Genomic DNA, 24,738 nt, shown 5'->3' with positions numbered 1-24,738 from the left:
TGCTGCGCAGGGCCAAACCGGCTAGGGCACCGGCGCGAATGTAACGGTTTCATGACAGGCGGCAACATGGCGGACCTACCTCCCGATGCTCCGATCAATCGGTGGAAGACACTCGACAAGGATCTGGGGCGTATCGGCCGGCTGGAACTGGGCACGCAATATGTGGCCCGCCCCCTGGTCGCCCCCGGTGTCGCGCTGGCCTTTGTGGTGGTCGTGGCCATTGCGGCGGCAGTGTTCACCGGCGGATCGCCCGACCGGCTGCTGGTGATCGCGGCAGCGGTGTTCGGGGCCTATATGGCGCTGAACATCGGGGCGAACGATGTGGCGAACAACATGGGTCCGGCGGTGGGCGCCAATGCGCTGACAATGGGCGGCGCCCTGCTGATCGCAGCGGTGTTCGAGACCGCCGGTGCCCTGATTGCCGGGGGCGATGTGGTGTCGACCGTCTCTGGCGGGATTGTCGCGCCCGAGGCGCTGGGCGATGGGCAAGCCTTTGTCTGGGCCATGATGTCGGCGTTACTGGCGTCGGCGCTGTGGCTGAATCTGGCGACCTGGATCGGGGCGCCGGTTTCGACGACCCATTCCATCGTTGGCGGTGTCATGGGGGCGGGCATCGTCGCCGCAGGGCTTGCCGCGGTGAACTGGCCCATGATGGGCCGGATCGCCGCAAGCTGGGTGATTTCGCCGGTGCTGGGGGGCATCGTGGCGGCGATGCTTCTGGCCCTTATCAAGCCCCGCGTGATCTATGCCGAAGACAAGATCGCGGCCGCCCGCGTCTGGGTGCCGGTGTTGGTCGGGCTGATGGCGGGGGCGTTCAGCGCCTATCTCGCGCTCAAGGGGTTGTCCCGCATCGTCAAGATCAGCCTTGAAGGGGCGATGCTGCTTGGGCTGGTTGTCGGGTTGATCGGCTGGGCACTGGCGGTGCCGCTGATCCGGCGCCAGTCCGAGGGGTTGGACAACCGCAAGAAATCTTTGAAAAAGCTGTTCGGCCTGCCGTTGGTCGTGTCGGCCGCCTTGCTGTCCTTTGCCCATGGGGCGAATGATGTAGCCAATGCGGTCGGCCCGCTGGCCGCCATTGTCCATGCCCTGGGCGATGGCACGGTGAGCGGCCCCGTTACCATTCCTTTGTGGGTGATGATGATCGGCGCCGCAGGGATCTCGTTCGGCCTGCTGTTGTTCGGCCCGCGCCTGATCCGGCTTGTGGGGTCCGAGATCACCAAGCTCAATCCGATGCGGGCGTTCTGTGTCGCCCTGTCGGCGGCGATCACCGTGATTGTCGCCAGCGGCTTGGGGCTGCCGGTGTCGTCAACGCATATCGCGGTCGGGGCGGTCTTTGGCGTTGGCTTCTATCGGGAATGGTATATGGAGCGTCGCGCCCGCAGGATGGGCCAGTTGCGGGGCAGCCTGCTGCCCCCCGAAGAACGGGTCCGGCGCAAACTGGTCCGGCGCTCGCATGTGTTGACGGTGGCTGCCGCCTGGGTTGTGACCGTGCCGGCCACCGCCTTGTTGGCGGCCGGGTTGTTCCTTGCACTGCGCGCCATGGCACTGTGAGGCGGCGCGCCCGGCGAATCACATCTGGTTCACCAAACCGTGTGCTGAAAACCTGGGCGACCCACGAACCTTGCCAAGTCGGGCATCAGGCGGTTTCCGGAAACAATGCTGCAACCTTCGGCGGATTGGTTGCCAAGCAGGCGCCAAATTGGGGCCGTACTGTGGCGGAAGGAAAATTATGCTTGTTTTCAAGGGGCAATTCTGGCTTTTCAAAGGCAAGATGATTGAAATCGCAGGAGTTGCCGTATGAAGTCTCTTAACTCTGCAATCGCTGCCGCCGCAGTTCTGGCGCTGTCCGCAGCCCCGGCCATGGCACAGTCTTGGCTGACTTGGCTGTGGGGTGGTGGCCGCGGTGGCTCGACCACGACGCCGACGAACCCGGCGGCCGTCCCCGAGATTGATGGATCGACTGCATTGCTGGCCGTGGCGGCCATCGCTGCGGCGCTGGCCTTTGCCTGGGAACGCAATCGCCGCCGCGCCTGAGCGTTGCAACCATGACAGACAACGCCGCGGGCCATGGGTCTGCGGCGTTGTCGTCTGATCAGATCAGTGCCCAGTCCCCGCGCCACAGCGCAAGGGCCGCGACCACGGCATTCGCGGCGACATGGGCCCAGACCGCATCGGCCAGGCGCCCTCGCCACAGGGCCAGAATGCCAAAGACCAGCCCCGCCAGCGCCGCTTCCCACCACCTGCCATGCATCAGGCCGAACAGCGCGCTGGACACCGCCAGTGCCACGATGCGCCAGCCCATCCCGCCCCGGTCCAGCCGCGCAAGGATGTAGCCGCGGAAGAACAGCTCCTCGATCAGCGGGACAAAGGCGATAGTGCCCACGACGCGGCAGACGATCCAGAGGATCAGGGCGGTTTCGCTCAGCCCGGTCAGAAGCTGTGACACCACAAAGGCATCCATGTTGTCTTCGGGCGCGGCGACGATCCAGAACGCCCCGACAGCCACCCCCACCATCAGCGCGGGTGCGGTCGGGCGCCAGTCCCGGCCGCGATAGGCAGGCAGAAACCATGCCAGTGCCCCGGCCATCACCGCAGCCTTGAGTGGATAGCCCAACTCTGGATGGAAAAAGAATGCCGCGGCGACGGTGGATACCAGCATGAATGCCACAAAGGGCAGGATACGCGCGGCATCCCAGTCCTGCCGCAACGGGGGCGGGGCCGGTCGCTCTGCCGGGGTGCGGTGCAGCCATGGCGTGGAATGGACAAACCACATCAGCCCCAGTGCCAGCAGGATAAAGAACAGCCAGCCCGCATAGGAATGGAACCCGTTCACCGCCAGATCCGGCGAAACCAGATCGCCGATCACGATCAGCACCGCGATCCGCAGCACGTTCAATGCCCAACTGAGCAGCAACCCCAGTGGCAGGATCACCAGCCAATAGTGCGGCACCCGGATCTGGTCGCGGAACAGCGCGGCATAGAGCAGCGTGAATCCGGTCACGAGCGCCAGCCCCTCGACGCCAGAACATTGATGCGCGATGTGAACATAGAAATCCCCGGCGCCAAGAATGTAACCGGCGGCGTCTTCATAGACAGGCGCGCCAATGAGTTCCAGCAGCCCGGCGACCGCATGAAAGGTCATCGCGGTCAACTGTGGCCAGTGCCACCACAGCGGCAAGACCAGATCGGCCAGGTCAGGCAGCACAAGCGCCCCGGCAAATGCGCCGACGACCACCGGCGCATCCTTGCCCGCAGCCTTGCGCCAGACAGGCAGGGGGGCCAGCCATAGGATCGCGCCCACTGCGGCGGCGGCAGACCCGGCCAGCCAGAAGGGCAGCAGCCTGCCGAACATCGGGGCCATGTCCGCCCCGGCCGCCACGAACAGCGGGACCAGCAGCAGGGCAACCCCGCCCAGATGCAGCGCGGTCCATTGTCCTGGCGCCGGATGTCGCCGTGCCAGCCGCTCGAACCGCGAGGCAAGGCCGGGGCGCGCCCAAAGCAGCACGACGGCCACAGCAAAGACCGCAAGTGCCCGCGCCACAAGGCTGCGCAGGCCACGGCATGTCGTTTCCGCATCGGTTGCGGAACAGTCGATGGTTGCCAGAAACTGGTAGGCCAGTGCGAGAAGCACAAGTTCTGCCACGAACAGCGCGATCAGCAGCAATGCGCGGTGGGTGCGCTTGGGCATCTCTGGTCTTGCCCGCTTGCTGTCCAACCCGGTATCCGTCATGCCGCCGTCCCCCATATCGAATGCCATGAAGCACCCGATCCAGGCAATCCCGTGATGGGAATGGGGCGATCACAGGGCAGGGATCGCAGGCGCCTTGCCATTCTCGCAGGCGCAGCGCCCAACGAACGGGCGTCAGACGGCAACGTTCAGTTGCGCAGCCCGGTCTCGTACAGCAATCCGCGGCGCTTGGCTTCGTAGTAATATCCCTTGGCGTACCACATGACGGCGCGGTCGGCGCTGCCATCCGCGACCATCCAGGCGCCGCGCAGATATTTGACCCCGTATTTCAGGTTTGTTTCGGCATCCAGCAGCCCCGCCGGTTCGCCGCGATAGCCCATGGTTCGCGCGGTTTGCGGCAGCATTTGCATCAGCCCGAAATAGGGGCCGTTCCGCGCGCCGGGGTTATAACGGCTTTCCCGATGGACCACGCGGTGCACGAGCGAGACCGGCACCTTGTGCTCGCGGGCGTATTTCTCGATCAAGCGGCGCAGTTCTGGCGTCTCGCCTGCATTCAGCCCCGAGCTTGACATGCCTATCGTGGTCGGGGCGCCATCGCGCCGCTGCGCAGGGCTACAGGCGGCCAGGAGCGACAGCACAAGCGCGGCTGCCACAAATGTTCGTCCCGACCAACGCGCCATGCCCGCCTCCTGCGGAATCTGCTGCCATGTCAACGCATAGCGTGACTTTTGCATCCGACAAGCCCCCGCTGCGGTCGCGTCGGTCGCCCCGGCGCACTTTCGCCGATCAGATCTGGACCCCGCCGCGCCCCGCCGGTAGCTTGCGCCGCGAAAGGATGCCCGGATGCTGCGCTATACACTCTCACGCCTTGTGTCGCTGGTGCTGAGCCTGCTTGTGGCAAGCGTGGCCATCTTTGCGGTGATCGAGGTGATTCCCGGCGATCCGGCAAGCTATATGCTGGGCATGAATGTCGCACCCGACACGGTGGCGGCGCTGCGCGAGCAACTGGGCCTGAACGGCACGGTGATCGAGCGCTATGTCTCCTGGCTTGGCGGAATGCTGCGGGGGGATTTCGGCACCTCCTATACCTATCGCGTGCCCGTTGCGGAACTGGTTGCGGCGCGGGTGCAGGTGTCGCTGCCCCTGACGCTCTATGCGCTGGTCCTGTCCACGGTGATCGCGATTCCCGTGGGCCTGATCGCCGCCGCGCGGCAGGGCAAACCCACCGATCTGGGGGTGATGGCCACCACCCAGCTTGGCGTGGCCGTGCCGAACTTCTGGTTCGCAATGATCCTGGTGCTGATCTTTGCCGTCAAGCTGCGCTGGTTCCCCTCTGGCGGGTTTCCGGGCTGGGACAAGGGGATATGGGTGAATATCCGCGCCCTGACGCTGCCTGCCGTCGCGCTGGCGCTGCCGCAGGCGTCGATCCTTGCGCGGGTCATGCGGTCTTCGGTGCTGGAAACGCTGAGCCAGGATTACATCCGAACCGCGCGGGCCAAGGGGCTGAATCGCGCGCAGGCGGTGCTGCGCCATGCCTTTCGCAATGCGCTGATCCCTGTGCTGACCATCCTGGGGCTGCAATTCAGCTTTTTGCTGGCAGGTGCGATCATCATCGAGAACGTGTTCTTCCTGCCGGGTCTGGGGCGGCTGATCTTTCAGGGCATCACCCAGCGGGATCTGATCGTGGTGGAATCGGTGGTCATGCTGCTGGTGGGGGCGGTGATCCTGGTGAATTTCCTTGTCGATCTGGCCTATGCGCTGGTCGATCCTCGTCTGCGGAGCCGCGCATGAAGGGCCGCCTGATGCTGATCCTTGGCGCCGTGCTGGCAGGCGTCTTTGCGCTGGCCGCGCTGGTGTCGCTGGTCTGGGTGCCGGTGCCGGTGGAACAACTGGCGGTGGCGTCCAAGCTGAAACCCATCGGCACGCCGGGCTTTGCGCTTGGCACGGACCATTTCGGCCGGGATATGCTGTCGATGCTGATGGTCGGGGCGCGCACCTCGATCGCGGTGGCGATTTTGGCCGTGGGCATCGGCATGGGGTTCGGCGTGCCCTTGGGCCTGCTGGCAGCCGCGCGGCGCGGGTCGCTGGTGGACGAGGTGGTGATGCGCGGCAATGACCTTGTATTCGCCTTTCCCTCGTTGGTCATTGCCATCCTGATCACGGCGGTGTTCGGCCCGTCGGCCACCAATGCCATCATCGCCATCGGCATCTTCAACATCCCGGTCTTTGCCCGTGTCACCCGTGGCGGCGCGCTGAGCCTGTGGACGCTGGATTACATCCGCGCGGCGGAAGTGGCGGGCAAGGGGCGGGCGCGGATCAGCCTGGAACACATCCTGCCCAACATCGCCAATCTGCTGATCGTGCAAGGCACCATCCAGTTCAGCCTTGGCATTCTGGCCGAGGCGGGCCTGTCCTATGTCGGCCTGGGGGCGCAGCCGCCCATTCCGTCCTGGGGCCGGATGCTGGCAGAGGCGCAGACGATGATCACCATGGCCCCGCATATGGCCATTCTGCCGGGCCTTGCCATCGTGCTGACCGTGCTGGGCCTGAACCTTATGGGCGACGGGTTGCGCGACCTGCTTGACCCCCGGCTGAGGCGCGCAAGATGACCCTGCTGTCCGTCCAAGATCTGAAGCTGGCCATTCACGGCACGGAAATCCTGCATGGCGTGTCGTTTGACATGCAGCCGGGGCAGGTGTTCGGGTTGGTGGGCGAAAGTGGCTCGGGCAAGTCGTTGACTGCCTTTTCCGCCATGCGCCTGTTGCCCGATGGCGCGCGGCCCACGGGGCGTATCCTGCTGGGCGGCACGGATCTGCTGGCGCAGACCGAGGCGCAGATGTGCGCGATCCGGGGCCGTGATATCGGCATGATCTTTCAGGAGCCGATGACCGCCCTCAACCCGGTGCAGACCATTGGCGATCAGGTCGCCGAGGCCTTGGTGATCCACGGTGCTGCCAGCCGGGCCGAGGCGCTGAAGGTCGCGCGCGAAAAGCTGGACCGCGTGGGGCTGGCCGGCGACCGCTTTCCGCTGACCCGGTTCCCGCACGAACTGTCGGGCGGCCAGCGTCAGCGCGTGTGCATCGCCATGGCCATTGCCCTGCGCCCCAAGCTCTTGGTGGCGGACGAGCCGACCACCGCGCTGGATGTGACGACCCAGGCGCAGATCCTGGATCTGCTCAAGGGGCTGGTGGCCGAGGAAGGCATGGGGCTGATGCTGATCACCCATGATCTGGCGGTGGTCGCCGGAATCGCCGATCATGTCGCCGTCATGCAAAGCGGTCGCATCGTCGAGCAAGGTCCGACAGAGGCACTGTTCCGCGCCCGCAGCCACGACTATACGCGCCGCCTGTTCGCTGCATCCGCCCATCACCCCGCGCGTACGGCCGAGGTGACGGAAACCCCGCTGCTGCAAGTGCAGGATGTGCGCCGCAGCTATGCCCTGCCGCGCAAGTCCCTGACCGGCCCGGCCCCGCGGCTGGAGGCGGTAAAGGGGGTATCCTTTACCCTGCGGCAAGGGGAATCGCTTGGCTTGGTGGGCGAATCCGGCTGCGGGAAATCCACCCTGACCCGCGCCATTCTGGGGCTGGAGGATACCCAAGGCGGCACCATCCGGCTGGATGGCGACGAGATTCGCGCCGGGGCCATGACGCCATCGCTGCGGGCGCGTATGCAGGTGGTGTTCCAGGATCCCTATGGCAGCTTCAACCCGCGCTGGACGGTGGGGCGGCTTGTCGCCGAACCCTTCCATCTGGTGCCGACCCCGTCGGCGGAACAACGTGACCGCGTGGCCCGCGCGCTGACCGAAGTGGGCCTGAAACCCGAAGACGCGCAGAAATACATCCACGAATTTTCCGGCGGCCAGCGCCAACGCATTGCCATTGCCCGCGCGCTGATCGTGCGGCCCCGGCTGATCGTGCTGGACGAGGCGGTGTCGGCGCTGGATGTGCGGGTGCGGGCGCAGATCCTGGATCTGCTGGCCGCATTGCAGGCCAGCCATGGCCTGTCCTATCTGTTCATCAGCCACGATCTGCATGTGGTGCGCGCTATCACCGACCGGGTGATGGTGATGCAATCGGGGCAGATCGTGGAACAGGGCCAGACCGAAACCGTGTTCTCGGCCCCCCAGCACGCCTATACCCGCCAACTGATCGCGGCGACGCCCGTGATCCCGTCCGAATGGATGACAGAAAATGACACTCTGGTTTGACAGCCGCGAAATCCTGATCAACGGCCAATGGCGCCGCACGGCCGATACGCTGGGCCTTGAAGATCCCTCGACCGGCGAGACCTGGGGCGAAATTCCGCGCGGGTTAACCAGCGACATCGACGAGGCGGTGGCCGCCGCCGAGGCCGCCCTGCACGGCGCATGGGGCCGGATGCCCGCCTTTGAACGCGGCCGCCTGCTGGCGCGGATCGGCCAGATGATCCTGGCCCGTGCCGACGAACTGGCCCAGATCGAGGCTCGCGATGTGGGCAAGCCGCTCAAGCAGGCCAAGGCCGATGCCATCGCCATGGCGCGCTACATGGAATTCTATGCCGGCGCCTGCGACAAGTTCCACGGCGAGACGATTCCGTTCCTCGACGGTTACACCGTTTACACCCTGCGCGAACCGCATGGGGTGACGGGGCATATCATCCCGTGGAACTACCCGATGCAGATCCTTGGCCGCTCGGTGGGGGCGGCCTTGGCCATGGGCAATGCCTGCGTGCTGAAACCGGCGGAAGAGGCCTGTCTGACCGCGCTGGCCTTTGGCCGCATCGCGCAAGAGGCCGGGATGCCGGAAGGCGCGCTGAACATCGTGCCCGGTCTGGGGGAAGAGGCCGGGGCGGCCCTGTCCGCGCATTCGGGGATCCATCATATCAGCTTTACCGGATCCGTCGGGGTTGGGCAGCTGATCCAGTCGGCGGCGGCGCGCAATGTGGTGCCCGTGACGCTGGAACTGGGCGGCAAGTCGCCGCAGCTGGTGTTCGAGGATGCCGATCTGGACAAGGCGCTGCCCTTTCTGGTGAATGCCGGGATCCAGAATGCCGGTCAGACCTGTTCGGCCTCGTCCCGTATCCTCGTGCACCGCTCGAAATATGCCGAGGTGGTGGAACGCATGGCCGCGCGCTATGCCGGATTGAAGGTCGGCCCGGCGCTGGCCGATCTGGATGTGGGGCCGGTGATTTCCGCCCGGCAAAAGGAAATCATCGAAGGAATGCTGGCCTTGTCGGGCGATCTGACGATCGCTGCGCGCGGGCAGGTGGTGGAAGATGCACCCAAGGGCGGATTCTATGTGGCGCCAACGCTGATGGCGGATGTGGCGGCGCACCACAGGCTGGCGCAGGACGAGATCTTTGGCCCCGCGCAGGTGGTGATTTCCTTTGACGACGACGATCACGCGGTGGCGATTGCCAATGGCACGCAATATGGGCTGGTCGCCGGGGTCTGGACCGAGAATGGCGGTCGCCAGATGCGGATGGCCAAGCGGCTGCGGGCAGGGCAGGTGTTCCTGAACAATTATGGCGCGGCGGGCGGGGTGGAACTGCCCTTTGGCGGTGTCGGAAAATCGGGGCATGGCCGCGAAAAGGGCTTTGAGGCGCTGTACGGATTTTCGGTTCTGAAAACCGTGGCCGCCCATCACGGCTGACCCTGCGCCTCTGGCCGGGGGCGGACGCCTCCGGCGGGGGGGTATTTGGGGCAAGATGAAAAGGCGCGCCTCAACTGCGGTGGTAGGGGCCGCCCGACAGGATGGTGCTGGCACGGTAGAGTTGTTCGGCCAGCATCACCCGCACCAGCATATGCGGCCAGACCATGCGGCCCAGGCTGATCGCATGGCCTGCCTGGGCGCGCAGGCTGCGGTCGATGCCATCGGCGCCACCGATGACAAAGGCCAGATCCTGATGCCCGGCATCGCGCCAGCGTGCCAGCAGGGCCGCAAATTCCGGGCTGCTGTGGTCGGCCCCGCGTTCGTCCATGGCGACCATCAGCGCACCATGGGGTATGGCGCGCGCCAGCAACGGCGCCTCGGCGGCCATGCCGCCGCCGCGCTTGTCCTCGACCTCTTGCACATGTGCCGGGCCCAGTGCCAGCGGGCGCCCTGTCCGGGTGAAGCGGTCGAGGTAATCGGTCATCAGATCGCGCTCGGGGCCGGAGCGCATCCGGCCCACCGCGCAGATATGGATGCGCATTATGCCTCGGGGCCGCGCGCCACCCCGGATGGCAGCCACATCTTTTCCAGCTGGTAGAATTCGCGCACTTCGGGGCGGAAGACGTGGACGATGACATCGCCCGAATCGATCAGCACCCAGTCGGCGGTTTCCTTGCCTTCCATCTTGGCCACGATGCCAAGCTGGGTTTTCAGCCGCTCTGACAGTTTTTCGGCGATGGCCGCGACCTGACGGCTGGAGCGGCCCGAGCAGATCACCATGTAATCCGCCACGTCGGAGCGTCCGCGCAGATCGATCTGCACGATGTCTTCGGCCTTGTCGTCATCGACAGAGGCGAGGACCGCGTCCAGAACGTCTTCGGATGTGAAATCGGCGGGCGTTGTGCGCCCGGATCGGGGGCCGACCGGCAAGCCGGTGGCAGGATCGGAATGAGACAGGGGTTCACCCTCCCAGCAGCGTGCCGCATGGCCCCGGCACCGGGCATCAGATTACACTAGCATCGCGTTCCGGGCGACTCAACAATTTGACCCGACCGGGGCGAAGGCTGGCGCTTACAGGATTGGCCCCGGACAGGCAACCTGTGTGCGTCGATGAGCCGCGCGAGGCAATTGCAATTCACCCGAATGCGGCGTATCTGATGGGCTATGCAAGGGTTCGTCTATTTCGACATCACGGATCACGCGCGCCTGCCGCAGCGTTTCTGCCGCGAGAACCGGTCCGTTCTGGCCCGACTTCGCTGATCGGTTGACAGCCGTCAACTTTCGCGCGCGCCCTGCTGCGCCCCCTACCACAGCCATATCGAGAGATGAGCCATGACCGCTCCGCGTACGCTTTATGACAAGATCTGGGACGACCACGTCGTCGATACCGCCGAAGACGGCACCTGCCTGCTGTATATCGACCGGCATCTGGTTCACGAAGTGACCAGCCCGCAGGCATTTGAGGGGCTGCGCATGGCGGGCCGCAAGGTGCGGGCGCCGGAAAAGACCATTGCGGTGCCGGATCACAACGTGCCCACCACCGAGGGCCGCGACACGCATATCGACAACGAGGAATCCCGCATCCAGGTTGATGCGCTGGACAAGAACGCCCGCGATTTCGGCATCCACTATTATCCGGTGTCGGATGTGCGTCAGGGGATCGTGCATATCGTCGGGCCGGAACAGGGCTGGACCTTGCCGGGCATGACCGTGGTCTGCGGCGATTCGCATACCGCGACGCATGGTGCCTTTGGTTCGCTGGCGCATGGCATCGGCACCTCCGAGGTCGAGCATGTTCTGGCCACCCAGACGCTGATCCAGAAGAAATCCAAGAACATGAAGGTCGAGATCACGGGCAAGCTGCCGCCCTATGTCACGGCCAAGGACATCACCCTGTCGGTCATCGGTGCCACCGGCACTGCGGGCGGTACCGGCTATGTCATCGAATATTGCGGCGAGGCGATCCGCGACCTGTCGATGGAAGGCCGCATGACCGTTTGCAACATGGCCATCGAAGGCGGTGCGCGTGCGGGCCTGATCGCGCCGGATGAAAAGACCTTTGCCTATGTCAAAGGGCGCCCCCATGCGCCCAAGGGCGAGGCCTGGGATGCGGCGCTGGCCTATTGGAAGACGCTGTTCACCGATGAAGGCGCGCATTACGACAAGGTGATCACGATCCGGGCCGAAGATATCGCGCCCGTTGTCACCTGGGGCACCAGCCCGGAGGATGTGCTTCCGATCACGGCGAGGGTTCCGGCGGCCGCTGATTTCACCGGCGGCAAGGTTGGGGCCGCACAGCGCAGCCTGGAGTACATGGGCCTGACGCCGGGCGAGAAGCTGACGGATGTTGCTATTGACGCCGTGTTCATCGGGTCGTGCACCAATGGCCGGATCGAGGATCTGCGCGCGGCGGCTGCGGTGCTCAAGGGCAGGAAACTGGCGCCGGGCGTGCGAGGCATGGTGGTGCCGGGTTCGGGCCTTGTGCGGGCGCAGGCGGAACAGGAAGGTCTGGCGCAGATCTTCATGGATGCCGGCTTTGAATGGCGTCTGGCAGGCTGCTCGATGTGTCTGGGCATGAACCCGGACCAACTGGCGCCGGGCGAACGCTGTGCGGCGACCAGCAACCGCAACTTCGAAGGCCGTATGGGCCGGGGTGGGCGCACGCATCTGATGTCGCCGGTCATGGCGGCGGCGGCGGCCGTCACCGGGCGGCTGACGGATGTGCGCGAGCTGATGGCGGAAACGGTCTGACGGCGCGGGCGCCCCAGGCGCCCCCCGGACCTCAACAGGAGTCCCGAGATGGACAAGTTCACCACCGTGACCGGCATTGCGGCGCCCATGCCGCTGGTCAACATCGACACCGACATGATCATTCCCAAGCAGTTCCTCAAGACGATCAAGAGGACCGGACTTGGCGTCAATCTGTTCGACGAGATGCGCTATACCCTGGACGGCAAGGAAATTCCCGATTTCGTGCTGAACCAGCCGGCCTATCGCGAGTCGCAGATCATCGTGGCCGGTGACAATTTCGGCTGCGGCTCGTCGCGCGAACATGCGCCTTGGGCGTTGCTGGACTTTGGCATCCGTGCCGTCATTTCCACCAGCTTTGCCGATATCTTCTACAACAACTGCTTCAAGAACGGCATCCTGCCCATTGTCCTGCCGCAAGAGGCTGTGGATGTGCTGATGGAGGATGCGAAGAAGGGCGCCAATGCCCGGATGACCGTCGATCTGGAAGCACAGACCGTGACCTCGTCCGACGGCCAGTCCTTTGCTTTCGACGTCGATCCCTTCAAGAAGCATTGTCTGCTGAACGGTCTGGATGACATCGGGCTGAGCCTGGAAAAGGTGGCGTCCATTGATACGTTCGAAGACAAGATGTCCAAGGCCCGGCCCTGGGTCTGAGCACATCGCCCTGTCGCAGTCTCGGGCCGCCCATGCCGGGCGGCCCGTTTCATTTGCAGATTGATGCAGTTTGGCGACAAATTTTCTGATTTTCGCCGCATTGGCCTGCTTTGGTGGCTCCATGGTTGCGGAGCCAGATCAAATGAGGCAAAACTTGGGCAAGATTGAGGCAATCCGCCACAAAGTGCGGACACAGGCAACGAGACAAAGAGCGGGTTTCTTGAACGCCCGCCGCAGTGAGGGCGGCTTGAGCACGGTTTTCCGGCTGACCGGCGCGGTTGTGCGCGCGGTACTTGTCATGCTGATGGTGGCGATCCCGTCACTTCTGTTGCCCGAGGTGGCGGCGGACACCAAACAGATGGTGGCGCTTGTTGCCCTGTTCCTTGGCGTGCTGACCCTGGTGGAATATGCCGCAACCTATCCCAGCCTGATCGAATTCCGGGATGCCCCTCCCTTCAACCGGATCCGGTTTCTTGCAATCTTTCTGACGGTTCTGGTCCTGTCGCTGATCGCGAAAGGGCAGACAGAGCCGACGAAGGTGTCGCTGATCCTGGAGATTCTTGGCGGAATGATCGGCCGCGCCATCGATTTTCCCTTCAGCCCCGTGCGCCTTGTGCTGCTGGCGGTGTCCGAAGATGTTGGCACCGCACAGCTTGTGCTGGTGCGGACCGCCGCCGGGCTGAGCTATCTGGTGTCGCTGGCGATGCTGACCATATTCGTGCTGTGCCTGCGCTCGGGCAACTGGCCCGCGCGTGGCTCCAGCTTCAATGTCTGGGTCAACCTGCCGACCTTCGATCCGACGGCAGGCGGCGACGTGATCTATCGGCTTGAACGGGATGCCCGCGTTAACATCGCATTAGGGTTTTTGCTGCCATTCTTGGTTCCGGCGGTGGTCAAGGCCGCCACCAGCGGGATCGCGCCGGTCACGCTGTCGAATCCGCAAGTGTTGATCTGGACAATGGCCGCATGGTCCTTTCTTCCTGCCAGCCTGTTCATGCGCGGCATTGCCATGGGGCGTCTGGCCGACATGATCCGAGTGCAACGCCGCGCGGCCGCCGTCGAGGCCGAGGAAAAGGGCGCCGTGCTGGCCCATGCCTGACCATCTGGCTGGGGCTCGTTTTTTGGGCGGCGGTTGCCGGGGCGGCGGATCTGCGATTTGCCACCTGGAATGCCGATCTTTCACGCGACGGCCCCGGTCTTTTGCTGCGTGACATCCTGTCGGGCAAGGATCCAGAGGTCGAGGCTGTCGTACAGGGGCTGCTCAACATCCGCCCCGACGTTGTGTTGCTGACCCGCGTTGATCACGATCTGAATGGCATTGCGCTGAATGCGCTGGCCAGCAGACTGGCGCAGGATGGGCTGGAATACCCTTATCGCCTTGCCCCGGCGCAGAATCGCGGGCTGCCCTCGGGCCTCGATCTGGACGGCAACGGGCGCCGCGGCGATCCGGATGACGCGCATGGCTATGGCCGGTTTTCGGGCGATGGGGCCATGGCGGTGCTGTCGCGGTGGCCGCTGGGCGAGGTGCGGGATTTTTCCCATTTCCTTTGGGCCGATATGCCGGATGCCCGGCTGGGCACGGTGCCGGTGGCCGCGCGGGCCTCGCACCGGCTGTCGTCCTCGGCGCATTGGATTGTGCCGGTTCTTTTGCCCGACGGCGGTGCGCTGCACCTTCTGGCCTGGGCTGCAACGCCGCCGCTGTTCGGCGCCCGCAATCCGGATCGCAACCATGACGAAACCGCATTCTGGCTGCATCTGCTGGAGGGTCGTCTGCCGATGGCCCCGCCTTCGGCCCCGTTCGTCCTGATCGGCCTGCCCAATCTGGCGCCGGGGCAGGGTGACCCGTCGGCGTTGCGCGCCCTGGCCGTGCATCCCGCGCTGCATCCACCGGCGCCGGGCGCCTCGGCCATGCTGGCATCGGGGCCCGCGCCGCTGAGCCTGATCCAGCCCTCGGCCGATCTGCATGTCACCGCCAGTGGCCTGCATCCCGAGGCGGCCCGGCATCGGATGGTCTGGATGACGGTCACGGTTGACCCTGCGCCACCTTGACCCGCCGCACCCCATTCGTTACGCCCGCTGCGACCGCCTTTGCAGGAGAACCGCCGTGGCAAACCCTTCGCTCCTCATCCTTGCCGGTGACGGCATCGGCCCCGAAGTGATGGCCGAAGTGAAGAAGATCATCGCCTGGATGGGCGACAAGCGGGGCGTCACGTTCGACGTGTCCGAGGATCTGGTGGGCGGCTGCGCCTATGACGCGCATGGAACGCCGTTGCACGACGATACGATGGCCAAGGCCCAGGCGGTTGATGCCGTGCTGCTGGGCGCCGTCGGCGGCCCGAAATACGACACTCTCGATTTCAGCGTAAAGCCCGAACGTGGCCTTTTGCGCCTGCGCAAGGAAATGGACCTTTACTCCAACCTGCGCCCCGCGCAGTGCTTTGATGCCCTGGCCGATTTCTCCTCGCTGAAACAGGATGTGATCGCCGGTCTGGACATCATGATCGTGCGCGAACTGACCTCGGGGGTCTATTTCGGCGAGCCGCGCGGCATTTTCACCGAAGGCAACGAGCGTGTGGGCATCAACACCCAGCGGTATACCGAATCGGAAATTGCCCGCGTCGCGCGTTCGGCCTTTGAACTGGCCCGCAAGCGGGGCAACAAGGTCTGTTCGATGGAAAAGGCCAATGTCATGGAATCCGGCATCCTGTGGCGCCAGGTCGTGCAGGAAATCCACGACAAGGAATATGCCGATGTCGAGCTGTCGCACATGTATGCCGATGCAGGCGCCATGCAGCTGACCCGCTGGCCCAAGCAGTTCGACGTGATCGTGACCGACAACCTGTTCGGCGACCTGCTGTCGGATCTTGCGGCGATGCTGACCGGCTCGCTGGGGATGCTGCCATCGGCTTCGCTGGGGGCGCCGATGGCCAACGGCCGGCCCAAGGCGCTGTACGAGCCTGTGCATGGCTCGGCCCCGGATATCGCGGGGCAAGGCAAGGCCAATCCGATCGCCTGCATCCTGTCCTTTGCCATGGCGCTGCGCTACAGCTTCGACATGGGCGACGAGGCGACCCGCGTTGAATCGGCGGTGGAAAAGGTGCTGGCGGATGGCGTGCGTACCGCAGATCTGATGGGCCCTGCGGGCGGGACGCCGGTCTCGACCAGCCAGATGGGCGATGCGATTGTCGCCGCGCTGGACGCCAGCCTCTGAGATACGGCGTGCAAGGGGTGCCACTCGCCCCGCCGCTGACAAAAGGGGGGCATGTTGCCCCCCTTTTTGCTGCCGTCTGTGCCGCGTTCTGATCCGGACATCCTGGGGGCAAGGCCGCGGCGTGCGGCATCAGACGATGCCGGGATTGGTCCCCATGTCCAGGCCGGGAAACACCCCGTTCTGCAAGGCGCCCTTGTCGATCCCCATCAGTCCGTGGATCACCCAGGCCGCGACCGCCCGAACATCGCCCGTCGGGGTCAGGTCGCGCCCGGCATAAAGATCGGAATCGCCAAGCCCCGGCCACTGGCCCAGCACCCGCCCGCCCCGGATTGCCCCCCCGGCGGTGATCATGGCGCCGCCGGTGCCGTGGTCGGTGCCTTTGGTGCCATTCTGGCGCACGGTGCGGCCAAATTCGGTCATGGCGATGAATGCGGTCTTGTTCCAGACCGGGCCCAGACCTGCCTTCAGCTCCAGAATCAACTGTTCCAGCCGGGCGAGCGGGCGGCGTATCGCATTGTCCTGTCCGGCATGGGTGTCCCATCCCGCCAGGGACAAGGCGACGATCCTGGTATCTTCGCGCAACCGCGCGGCGGCAAATGCGGCAAAGGCGCTGACCTCGGCATTGGCTTTTTCCGGTTCCGGCAGGCCCATCATCGGCGGCGGTGCCATCATCGCCTCGCTCTCGCCGGCGGGGTCCATGGGCTCCAGATCGTTCAACATCTCGGTCAGTTCCAACGCCGTTCCGGCGGCCGAGTGAAACGGCGGGTCGGCCTCGTACAACTGTTCCAGCAGGCGCCGGGCCTGCGGGCTGACGCGCATCTCGGTTTCCGGGGCCCAGCGTTGGGCCGGGGCGGGTCCGGACAGGATCGGCAACGCTTCGCGCCCGACGGCAAAGGCGGTTTCACTGCGTGCGCCGGGCAATCCAGCCAGCAGGCGGTTCATCCATCCATCCCGGCGGAATTCGGGGGGCGAATCCATGGCCGTGCCTGCCTCGAGCATGTCCTGCCCATCGAAATGACTGCGCTGGTCGCGGTAGGGGGTCGACACGGCCTGAACGAACCCCAGTTCGCCCGCCTGCCACAAGGGCATCAGCCCGGACAGGCCGGGATGCAACTGCCAGAAATTGTCCAGTGCCGGGCCTTCGCCCTGGCCAAGTTCCGGTCGCAGTTGGCGAAAGTTGCGGTCACCCACCGGGCGGATCACATCCAGCCCGTCCATCGCGCCGCGCAGGATCACCACGATCAGCCGATGATCGAAGGGCGCCGCAGCAAAAGTGGCATGGCTGATCAGCGGAAAGGCGGCCGCCGAACATCCCAGTGCCAGCCCGCCACGCAGAAAGCCGCGTCGATTCAGATGTTGTGTCATCGTGCACTCCTCAGCGGCGGTTGAACTGCGGCGAGGCCAACACCAGCCCCACACCTTCGACATTGGTTTCCGCGCGGCCGACCAGCCGGATCAACTGGTCATCCGCCAGATCGCCCAAGGCCAGATCGACGAACTTCCGCGCGTCGGGCAGCTTGTCCCTGAGACGCCTTGGCATCTGCATGGCCCAGTCGATCCGGGTGGCAAGCGCCTGTGGCGTGATCCAGCGGTCAAACGCCTCTTCCCAGCCATCGGGGCCATTGGGCTGTTGCCAGGTCTGGCCCATGGCGGTCATGGGCCGCAGGGCGGTGCGCCGCAGGACCGGGTCTTTCCAGTCCATGATCTGCGCCCCGCTTGTGCCCAGAGCCCGGAGCGCCGCCACGATGTAGTCAAAGGGCTGGCGGGCCTTTTCCTGATCCGGTTTCTGGGCGGCGGGATGTTCGGTAAGTGCCGTCGAGACCGCCAGCAGGTTTCCATCCGTCCGCCGCCAGATCGCGGCCAGATCTGCAACCAGCGCCGGATCCGGGGTGTCAGAGACAAAATGCACCGCCAGTTTCCACGCCATGTGCCGGGCCGTTGCAGGATGCACCGCCAGATCGTCCAGAAACTGGTAAATGTCGTCGATCCTGGCCTTGCGGTTGCCGCCATAGCTTTTGCCCAGGATCGTCTCGGCCCCCGGTTCGGCGCGGTTTGGCAGATAGACGGTGCCGTCCGTGTCATTCGCGCTCAGCCCGGTCAGCAACAGGGCCGCCTGACGCACATCGGTTTGGGTGTAGCCGCCCTCGATGCCCAAGGTGTGCAGTTCCAGCAATTCGCGTGCCAGATTCTCGTTCAGGCCCCGCTTGCGGCGCTGGCCGAACTGCGATTGCGGGCCGACCGATCCTGTCTGGTCCAGATATCCCAGCATCACCGGATGGGTGGTCGCGGCGCGCAGCATTCCGGCAAAGGAACCCGCCAGATGACCGCGGGCCACATCATCGGCAAAGGGTGTCATCAACGGGCGCTGCAAGGTGCGCCGTGCGACAACGGTGAAGTGATCTGCCCAGAACCGTACCAGCCGTTCGCGGTAGCTGTCGTCGGACTGGACGGCGCGGGCCAGTTCCAGCCGGGCGTTCACCAGTGCGCGCCTGCTGGCTTCGGCAAGCGCGGCCTGGCGCTGCTTGCGGGCCGCGTTATCGCCCCCCGCAGCGGCGTCAGAGATCTTGCGGATCTCTACCAGCCAGGCAAACGCATCGGCCGACCCTTGCGCGGCAAAGGTCTTCAGCATCCGGTCGGGTTTGTCCAGCCGGCTGGCCGGGGGGTAGAGCGGCAGCTTGCCGTCCCTGGGGCCAAAGCCGAAACGGTGCGCGATGATCGCTTTGGGGGTGGCCATGGCAGTCTCCGGCAGTGACGTTCCGGCAGCCTATCACGGTGCCACGGCCATGTGCAGGCACGCTTGCGTGTGGCCTGTCGTGGTGATCCGCTATCGGCGCAAAGTCGCGCGCCCGTTCAGCCCTGGGCTGCGCGCCAGCGATCCAGCGCGAAGCGGCTTGTCATCAGATCGAGATGCGCGCCCCCACCGTTCTTGCAGATGGTGATGTCGCCTTCCGAGCGGCGTTCCCAGGCGCCTGCGGCGATGTCGTAGTAATCGCCCTGAATGGCATCTTCGGTCAGCGCGCCAGAGGCCAGCGGCGCCATGATCTCGCCAATATGGTGAACTGTCGTGGCCCGGCTGTCGACATAGACACGGGCCCGCGCCATGGCCGCGTCATCCACCTCGCGCATGTCGGGGCGGTAGGCCCCGATCAGATCCAGGTGCTGGCCGGGGCGCAGCCAGTCGCCCTTGATCAGAGGCTGGCTGCTCATGGTGCAGGTCACGATCACATCTGCGGCGCCGACTGCCGCCTCCAGATCGTGCGCCACGGCCAGCCCGGCGACTTCGGCGGCCATGCGTCCGGCCCCCTCGGCCGAACGGTTCCAGACGGTGAAACGCGCATCGGGAAAGGCGGCGGAATAGGCCTCGATCATTGAACGCCCGACGGTGCCCGCCCCCACGATCAGAAAGTTGCGCGCATCGGGCCGCGCCAGCAGTCGCGCCGCGAGCAGGCTGTCGCCAGCGGTTTTCCACTTGGTGACAAGGTGAAAATCGACCAGCGCCTCCAACAGCCCGGTGACGTCGTCGAACAGGTTGACCACACCGTTCACCATGGGCAGCCCACGGGCCGGATTGCCGGGGGTGACGGTCGCCACCTTGACTGCAGATCCCAGCCCGTCGATCCAGGCCGCGCGATCCAGCAGCGTATCCTTGGCACGGTACAGGAACAGGTCGGCGATTTCGGCCCGTGCCAGCCGGTGGCCAGCCTTGAACGCCTCTGTCAGGCCGATCCAGTCCATATGGGCTTCGGCCTCGCGCGGGACGATGGTCGGGGTCATGGCAAGCTCTCCTCGGTCAGCAGCCCATGGGCCAGAAGCGCGGCTTCCAACCCTTCGGGCTCTTCGAACAGATGGGTGTGCCAGCCACGGGCGGCGGCGGCGGCACAATTTTCGGGTCGGTCATCGGTAAAGAACAACCGTTCCGGCGCATAGCCGCTGCCGGTTTCCAGCGCGGCATAGATCGCAGGGTCGGGCTTGAGCAGCCCCAGCTCGGCCGAAACGAACATCCGGTCGAATTCGTTGAGAAACGCGAACCGCGCCTGTGCGATCACCAGCGTTTCCCGCCCGAAATTGGTCAGCGCCAGCACCGGAACGCCGCGCCGCTTCAACGCGCGCATCAACGCGACAGAGCGGGGGATCGCGCCCGGCACCATGTCGGACCAGCGGTCATGCCACAGCCGGATCTCGGCGGCCCATTCCGGGTGACGGGCGGCAAGCTCTGCCACCGGGGTCGCAAAGCCGTGGCCTTCGTCAATCCGCAGGTTCATGCCATGCAGATCGACCTCGGCGAACAGGCGTTCCCGCGCGGTGCGGCCGATCTGACAGTCAAAGAACCCTTCCGGATCCCAGCCGATCAGCACCCGGCCGATGTCGAACACCATCACGTCTGGTTTCACGCCGCCTGTCTCCTGATCGTTTCGCGCCACAATGTGTATAGACCGGCCCCGACGATCAGCGCCATGCCGATCAGGCCCTGCGTATCGGGGAAGGTGCCGAACACAAGCACGCCCCAAAGCAGGGCCATCGGGACGGCCGCATATTCAAAGGGGGCCACAACCGCCGCCTCCAGCGTGCGATAGGCCTGGGCAATCATCAGGCTGCCCACGGCAACGGCCAGACCTGTGGCCAGAAAGATCGGCCAGTCCGATACCGGCGGCATCACCCATGCCCGCAGCAGGAAGGTCAGCGACGGGTCGGCCGATCCGGCCATGTGCCCGTCACCGGCCCAAAGGCCCATCCCGGCGGATGTCACCAGAAACCCAACCTGGATGTAAAAGCTCAGCGCGATGGCGCTTTCCGTCTCGCGCATACCGCGCGCCATCAACTGACCCAGCGCATAGCACAGCGCCGAGATCAGGATCAGGATCGCGGCAGGCTGAATCCCGTCCTGTCCGGGACGCATCATGATGAAGGTGCCGATCAGCCCGGCGGCCACGGCCGCCCAGCGGTGCGGTCCCACCTTTTCGCGCAGCATGACGATGGACAGCAGCGTGATGAACACCGGCGCGACAAAGGCCATGGCCACCGCATCGGCCAGCGGCAGCGCCGCCAGCCCCAGGAAATAGGTCGCGTTCGAGGTCACCACCACCATCACGCGCAGCAGATGCGTTCGCGGGCGCCGTGTTCGCAACTGGCGCCAGTTGCGTCCGGTCAGGCTGATCAGCACCGTCAGGAATACCAGCCCGATGATTGCCCGCACCAGCACGACCTGATGCAGCGGGTAGCCGCCCGACAGGAACTTGATCGCCATATCATTGATTGAAAACACCAGGCTGCCGCCCAGTGCCAGCAATATGCCCACCAGTGGCACAGGCCCAACAGTCACGACGCTCATGCCACCCCTCCGCGCACGGCCCACAGTGTCACGTCCCTCAGTCGCGCGCCAGCCTGTCCAGCACGTCCAGAAACCGCGAACGGTCGGCGGCGGAAAACGCCCGCCCGCCGCCTTGCCGGAACGGGTCGGCGGCGCGCAGGTCGCTCATCAGGTCGCGCATCGCCAGTGCCTCGCCGATGTTGCGCTCTGTCAGCAGGCTGCCATCCGGCCGGATCGCCCGCGCGCCTGCCGCCACCACCTTGGCCGCAAGCGGCATGTCGGTGGTCACGACGACATCACCGGGTACCACGCCATCGGCAATACGCTTGTCGGCCTCGTCCGGCCCGGCGGCGACATAGACCATCTCGACCAGCGGATTGGCGCTTGGCCGGATCCCGCCGTTCGAGACCATGACGACACGGCGCCGGTACCGGGTGGCCACCCGCTCTACCTCGGCCTTCACCGGGCAGGCATCGGCATCGACCCAGATTGTCATCCTTGCCACGCGCTTGTCCTTTTGCTCTGATCAAAACATCCTGCGACGGGGGGGCAGGCAGCCTCCCCCTTGCCCGGCTCAGGCCAAAAGCGCGTCGGCATGGAATGCGACATGGCTTTCCATGAAGGTCGAAACAAAGAAATAGCTGTGGTCATAGCCCTTCTGGATCCGGAACGTGCCGTTCTGCCGGCTGGCGGCCATGGCCTCGGCCAGTGCCTCGGGCTTGAGCAGGTCAAGAAACTGGTCCGATCCGCCCTGATCCACCAGAACCGGCCCGTCGAACCCGCGCTTGCGCATCAGCAGTGTTGCATCATGGGGCGCCCATTTCGCCGCATCCGGCCCCAGATAGGCGCCCAGTTGCTTGCGGCCCCAGTCGCTGGCGGTCGGATGCGCGATCGGCGCAAAGGCCGAGACAGAGCGGAACCGGCCCGGAAAACTCATCGCAATGGTCAGCGCGCCATGGCCGCCCATCGAATGGCCGGTGATGCTTTGGGCGTCTTCGGCCAGCGGAAAGGCGGAAAACAGCACGCGCGGCAGATCGTCGGTGATGTAGTCCCACATGCGGTAATGCGGTGCCCAGGGGGCCTCGGTCGCATTGACGTAGAAACCCGCGCCCTTGCCCAGATCATAGGCCGGATCGTCGGCCACGCCGTCGCCACGCGGCGAGGTGTCGGGAAAGACAAGGGCAATCCCGGCCTCGGCGGCCCATTTCTGCGCCCCGGCCTTGGTCATGGCATTTTCATGGGTGCAGGTCAGGCCCGACAGATACCACAGCACCGGAACCTGTTCTTCCTCCGCCTCGGCCGGCAGGAACAGGCCAAAGGTCATTTCGCAATCCGTTGCATCGGACTTGTGGGCATAGACGCCCTGCACCCCGCCAAAGCACCGGTTTTCGCTGATTGTCCGCATGGCTTTCCCCTTGCTCTATCCGCCTGTCACCCAGGCGATCACCGCAGTGACGGTCAGGATGCTGACCGCCGTCGAAATCAGGATCGAGGCGGACACGCGCTGCGGCGCCACTCCGTAATGTGCGGCCAGAATGTAGGTGTTCCCCGCCACGGGCAAGGCGGCGGCGGCAACCATCACCCCTGCGGCGACCGGATCGACATCGAAAATCCAGAAGGCGCAGATCGCCACAGCCAGCGGATGCAGCACCAGCTTGGCAAAGGACAGCCAGGCCGCAACGCCCAGCCGCTCGGCCCGCCGACCCGCCAGCGAGGCGCCGATGGCGAACAATGCACCGGGGGTGGCGGCGGCCCCCAGCAGCGCCACGAAATCGTTCACCGGCCCCGGCACGGGCCATTCGGTGGCGCCCCATGCCAATCCCAGCGCCATCGAGACGATGATCGGGTTCTTTGCCAGCCCCAGCCCCAGCGCCTTGAAGGTTGATGCCTGCATCCGCCCTTCGCGTGCGCCGGTGATGATCAGCGTGATCAGCGTGTTGAACACGATCATGTCCAGGCACAGCACCAGCAGGACCGGCCCGGTGGCCTGCGGTCCCAGCAACATGACCAGCATGGGCACGCCCAGAAACCCGGTATTGCCGATGACGGCGCATTGCGCCTCGACGGCGGCTTCGGCCAGCGGCACGCGGCGCGCAAAGGCTACCGCCAGCGCCAGCCCATAGACCACCGCACATCCCAGCAGATAGGCGCTGGCGAATTGCAGGTCGAACAGATCGGCCAGCGACAGGTTGGCGCACAGTTTGACCAGCATGGCCGAGAGCGCAAAATAGAACACAAACTTTGTCAGCCAGGCCGTGCCCTCGGCCGTAAAGACCCGCATCTGCCCGGCAGCGAACCCCACGCCGATCAAGGCAAAGAAGGGCAGGGTTTTCAGAAGGATATCCAGCATCGGTCCGTTGCGCGCCTATGGTCCGGGGCAGGGTTTCACGCCTGCGCGTCAGCCGCAAGGTGGTATCCTCGCGCATCCGGTCGGGCAGGAATGCGCAAGGCATCATCCGGTCGCACTGTGGCACCGGGGGCCGCGTGGGCGCGCGCCCTCAGCGGAACTTGCGAAAGAATCGCACCTTTTCATACAGGTCTTCCATGCGCTTCAGCCGGCTTTCGGTATCCTGCCAGCGCAAATCCTGCACCGCTGCCAAAAGCGTTTCGACCAGCACCAGAAGGGGCACGGTGCTGTCCCATGCGCTGGGCGCCTCGACGTGGCACACCAGACGGTGGCGCGCAAGGCGGGCTGCGGGGGACAGCCAGCGATCCGTGATCAGCACGACCTCTGCCCCCTGTTCCACCGCAAGCTCGGCCACTTGCAGGACAGAGTTTTCATAGCGCCGTATGTCGAAGATCAGCAGCACATCCCCCGGCGCCATGTCCAGCAGTGCCGGGGGCCAGGTGTTCGCCATGGCCGACAACAGGGTGACATCCGGGCGCACGACCCGCATCAGCGTGACAAAATATTCTGCCATGGCATGGGTGATGCGCCCGCCCAAGGCATAGATCCGCCGCTCCGGATCCGCCAGCAGGGCGGCAATGGCGTCGAATTCGGCCGGGTCCAGCCCGGCGAGCGTAGCCTGAAGGTTGGCCACCACCTGATCGGCAAATCGGTTCAGGATATGCGCATCGGGCGCATTGCCGGCCCATTTGTCGTGCTTGACGAGCGGCGAGGCGAGCATCCCCTCGACTTCGGTGCGCAGGCAGTTCTGGAAATCGGGATAGCCCTTGAACCCCAGCTTCTGCACCAGCCGCACCACGGTGGGGGTCGAGACGTCGGCCGCCTTGGCCAGCGCGGTGATCGAGCCCAGGGCGGCCACCGGGTAATGGTCCAGCACATGCCGGGCCAGCTTGCGTTCGGTGGGGGTGAACCCGTCCATCGCGCGGCGCAGTTGGTCTTCGATGGGGGGTGGGGGCTCGTCTGCCGAAAATCGCATCACATGCCTCGAACTGGCTTTGGAAGGTTTGTAACAGAGATTTCCGACAAAGAAAGATTCTTGACAGAGCGCCGGGCACTGGCCAGCCTTGGGGCAAAGACAGGGATGACTCG

General features: G+C 65.2%; 24 protein-coding genes. 11 read left to right on the top strand and 13 right to left on the bottom strand.

The window, feature by feature from the left end:
• The first annotated feature begins 66 nt into the window (after positions 1 to 66).
• Positions 67 to 1,551 carry an inorganic phosphate transporter gene (locus tag BW970_RS13355; protein ID WP_076532353.1) on the top strand — a complete coding sequence of 495 codons (1,485 nt, stop codon included), beginning with the start codon at positions 67 to 69 and terminating at the stop codon, positions 1,549 to 1,551.
• A 246-nt stretch (positions 1,552 to 1,797) separates the two neighbouring features.
• Positions 1,798 to 2,034: a VPEID-CTERM sorting domain-containing protein gene (locus BW970_RS13350; RefSeq protein WP_076532142.1), complete on the top strand. Its 237-nt coding sequence runs from the start codon at positions 1,798 to 1,800 to the stop codon at positions 2,032 to 2,034.
• A 58-nt stretch (positions 2,035 to 2,092) separates the two neighbouring features.
• Here the strand turns inward: BW970_RS13350 and xrtE are convergent, their stop codons facing one another.
• Both xrtE and BW970_RS13340 read right to left on the bottom strand, forming a co-directional pair.
• Complete coding sequence (gene xrtE / locus BW970_RS13345) at positions 2,093 to 3,757, bottom strand: exosortase E/protease, VPEID-CTERM system (RefSeq protein WP_083701271.1); 1,665 nt, start codon at positions 3,755 to 3,757, stop codon at positions 2,093 to 2,095.
• A gap of 119 nt (positions 3,758 to 3,876) precedes the next feature.
• On the bottom strand, positions 3,877 to 4,368 hold the full coding sequence (locus BW970_RS13340; RefSeq protein ID WP_083701270.1) for a lytic transglycosylase domain-containing protein: 492 nt from the start codon (positions 4,366 to 4,368) through the stop codon (positions 3,877 to 3,879).
• A gap of 163 nt (positions 4,369 to 4,531) precedes the next feature.
• Here BW970_RS13340 and BW970_RS13335 point away from each other — a divergent pair, with 163 nt between their 5' ends.
• From BW970_RS13335 to BW970_RS13320, 4 genes are read left to right on the top strand one after another with little or no spacing between them, the layout of a single operon-like run.
• Positions 4,532 to 5,479 carry an ABC transporter permease gene (locus BW970_RS13335; RefSeq protein WP_076532139.1) on the top strand — a complete coding sequence of 316 codons (948 nt, stop codon included), beginning with the start codon at positions 4,532 to 4,534 and terminating at the stop codon, positions 5,477 to 5,479.
• On the top strand, positions 5,476 to 6,297 hold the full coding sequence (locus BW970_RS13330; RefSeq protein WP_076532137.1) for an ABC transporter permease: 822 nt from the start codon (positions 5,476 to 5,478) through the stop codon (positions 6,295 to 6,297). Before BW970_RS13335 ends, BW970_RS13330 begins: the two co-directional genes overlap by 4 nt.
• Positions 6,294 to 7,895: an ABC transporter ATP-binding protein gene (locus BW970_RS13325; RefSeq protein WP_076532136.1), complete on the top strand. Its 1,602-nt coding sequence runs from the start codon at positions 6,294 to 6,296 to the stop codon at positions 7,893 to 7,895. The genes BW970_RS13330 and BW970_RS13325 overlap by 4 nt, the downstream gene beginning before the upstream one ends.
• Positions 7,879 to 9,318 carry an aldehyde dehydrogenase family protein gene (locus BW970_RS13320; protein WP_076532134.1) on the top strand — a complete coding sequence of 480 codons (1,440 nt, stop codon included), beginning with the start codon at positions 7,879 to 7,881 and terminating at the stop codon, positions 9,316 to 9,318. Before BW970_RS13325 ends, BW970_RS13320 begins: the two co-directional genes overlap by 17 nt.
• A 70-nt stretch (positions 9,319 to 9,388) precedes the next feature.
• On the opposite strand, the gene rlmH is transcribed toward BW970_RS13320, so the two are convergent.
• On the bottom strand, positions 9,389 to 9,859 hold the full coding sequence (gene rlmH / locus BW970_RS13315; RefSeq protein ID WP_076532131.1) for a 23S rRNA (pseudouridine(1915)-N(3))-methyltransferase RlmH: 471 nt from the start codon (positions 9,857 to 9,859) through the stop codon (positions 9,389 to 9,391).
• Positions 9,859 to 10,188, bottom strand: coding sequence for a ribosome silencing factor (gene rsfS / locus BW970_RS13310; RefSeq protein WP_076532349.1), 330 nt, complete (start codon positions 10,186 to 10,188; stop codon positions 9,859 to 9,861). The genes rlmH and rsfS overlap by 1 nt, the downstream gene beginning before the upstream one ends.
• A gap of 462 nt (positions 10,189 to 10,650) precedes the next feature.
• On the opposite strand from rsfS, the gene leuC reads away from it, so the two are divergent.
• The 5 genes from leuC (at position 10,651) to leuB (ending at position 15,934) form a co-directional block, all read left to right on the top strand.
• Entirely contained in the window at positions 10,651 to 12,069 is a 1,419-nt protein-coding gene (leuC, locus tag BW970_RS13305; protein WP_076532129.1) for a 3-isopropylmalate dehydratase large subunit, read from the top strand.
• A 48-nt stretch (positions 12,070 to 12,117) separates the two neighbouring features.
• On the top strand, positions 12,118 to 12,723 hold the full coding sequence (leuD, locus tag BW970_RS13300) for a 3-isopropylmalate dehydratase small subunit (protein ID WP_076532127.1): 606 nt from the start codon (positions 12,118 to 12,120) through the stop codon (positions 12,721 to 12,723).
• A gap of 247 nt (positions 12,724 to 12,970) precedes the next feature.
• The gene (locus BW970_RS13295; RefSeq protein ID WP_229740513.1) at positions 12,971 to 13,822 is read left to right on the top strand and encodes a hypothetical protein; all 852 of its coding nucleotides are present in this window, start codon (positions 12,971 to 12,973) and stop codon (positions 13,820 to 13,822) included.
• Positions 13,819 to 14,772 (top strand): endonuclease/exonuclease/phosphatase family protein, encoded by a 954-nt coding sequence (locus tag BW970_RS13290; RefSeq protein ID WP_407645264.1) that lies wholly within the window; start codon positions 13,819 to 13,821, stop codon positions 14,770 to 14,772. Before BW970_RS13295 ends, BW970_RS13290 begins: the two co-directional genes overlap by 4 nt.
• A 55-nt stretch (positions 14,773 to 14,827) precedes the next feature.
• Entirely contained in the window at positions 14,828 to 15,934 is a 1,107-nt protein-coding gene (gene leuB, locus BW970_RS13285) for a 3-isopropylmalate dehydrogenase (RefSeq protein ID WP_076532125.1), read from the top strand.
• A gap of 129 nt (positions 15,935 to 16,063) precedes the next feature.
• Here the strand turns inward: leuB and BW970_RS13280 are convergent, their stop codons facing one another.
• The 9 genes from BW970_RS13280 to BW970_RS13240 all read right to left on the bottom strand — a co-directional run bounded on the left by BW970_RS13280 (position 16,064) and on the right by BW970_RS13240 (position 24,625).
• Positions 16,064 to 17,299, bottom strand: a complete 1,236-nt coding sequence (locus BW970_RS13280; RefSeq protein ID WP_076532123.1) for a DUF1501 domain-containing protein — start codon at positions 17,297 to 17,299, stop codon at positions 16,064 to 16,066.
• 10 nt (positions 17,300 to 17,309) lie between these two features.
• Positions 17,310 to 18,668 (bottom strand): DUF1800 domain-containing protein, encoded by a 1,359-nt coding sequence (locus tag BW970_RS13275; RefSeq protein WP_076532121.1) that lies wholly within the window; start codon positions 18,666 to 18,668, stop codon positions 17,310 to 17,312.
• Between the two features lie 116 nt (positions 18,669 to 18,784).
• On the bottom strand, positions 18,785 to 19,708 hold the full coding sequence (locus BW970_RS13270) for an ornithine cyclodeaminase family protein (RefSeq protein ID WP_076532119.1): 924 nt from the start codon (positions 19,706 to 19,708) through the stop codon (positions 18,785 to 18,787).
• Positions 19,705 to 20,310 carry an HAD family hydrolase gene (locus BW970_RS13265; protein ID WP_076532116.1) on the bottom strand — a complete coding sequence of 202 codons (606 nt, stop codon included), beginning with the start codon at positions 20,308 to 20,310 and terminating at the stop codon, positions 19,705 to 19,707. The genes BW970_RS13270 and BW970_RS13265 overlap by 4 nt, the downstream gene beginning before the upstream one ends.
• Positions 20,311 to 20,321: 11 nt before the next feature.
• Positions 20,322 to 21,263, bottom strand: a complete 942-nt coding sequence (locus BW970_RS13260; protein WP_076532113.1) for a DMT family transporter — start codon at positions 21,261 to 21,263, stop codon at positions 20,322 to 20,324.
• Positions 21,264 to 21,300: 37 nt separating this feature from the next.
• Positions 21,301 to 21,738, bottom strand: coding sequence for a YaiI/YqxD family protein (locus BW970_RS13255; RefSeq protein WP_076532110.1), 438 nt, complete (start codon positions 21,736 to 21,738; stop codon positions 21,301 to 21,303).
• A gap of 78 nt (positions 21,739 to 21,816) precedes the next feature.
• Positions 21,817 to 22,647 (bottom strand): S-formylglutathione hydrolase, encoded by an 831-nt coding sequence (gene fghA / locus BW970_RS13250; RefSeq protein ID WP_076532107.1) that lies wholly within the window; start codon positions 22,645 to 22,647, stop codon positions 21,817 to 21,819.
• Positions 22,648 to 22,662: 15 nt separating this feature from the next.
• On the bottom strand, positions 22,663 to 23,592 hold the full coding sequence (locus BW970_RS13245; protein ID WP_076532104.1) for an AEC family transporter: 930 nt from the start codon (positions 23,590 to 23,592) through the stop codon (positions 22,663 to 22,665).
• Between the two features lie 148 nt (positions 23,593 to 23,740).
• Entirely contained in the window at positions 23,741 to 24,625 is an 885-nt protein-coding gene (locus BW970_RS13240; RefSeq protein ID WP_076532101.1) for a MurR/RpiR family transcriptional regulator, read from the bottom strand.
• Positions 24,626 to 24,738 lie beyond the last annotated feature (113 nt).

The sequence above is a fragment of the Gemmobacter megaterium genome (genome assembly GCF_900156815.1).
GTDB lineage: Bacteria > Pseudomonadota > Alphaproteobacteria > Rhodobacterales > Rhodobacteraceae > Wagnerdoeblera > Wagnerdoeblera megaterium.
This window is presented reverse-complemented; position numbering and strand designations above follow the sequence as displayed.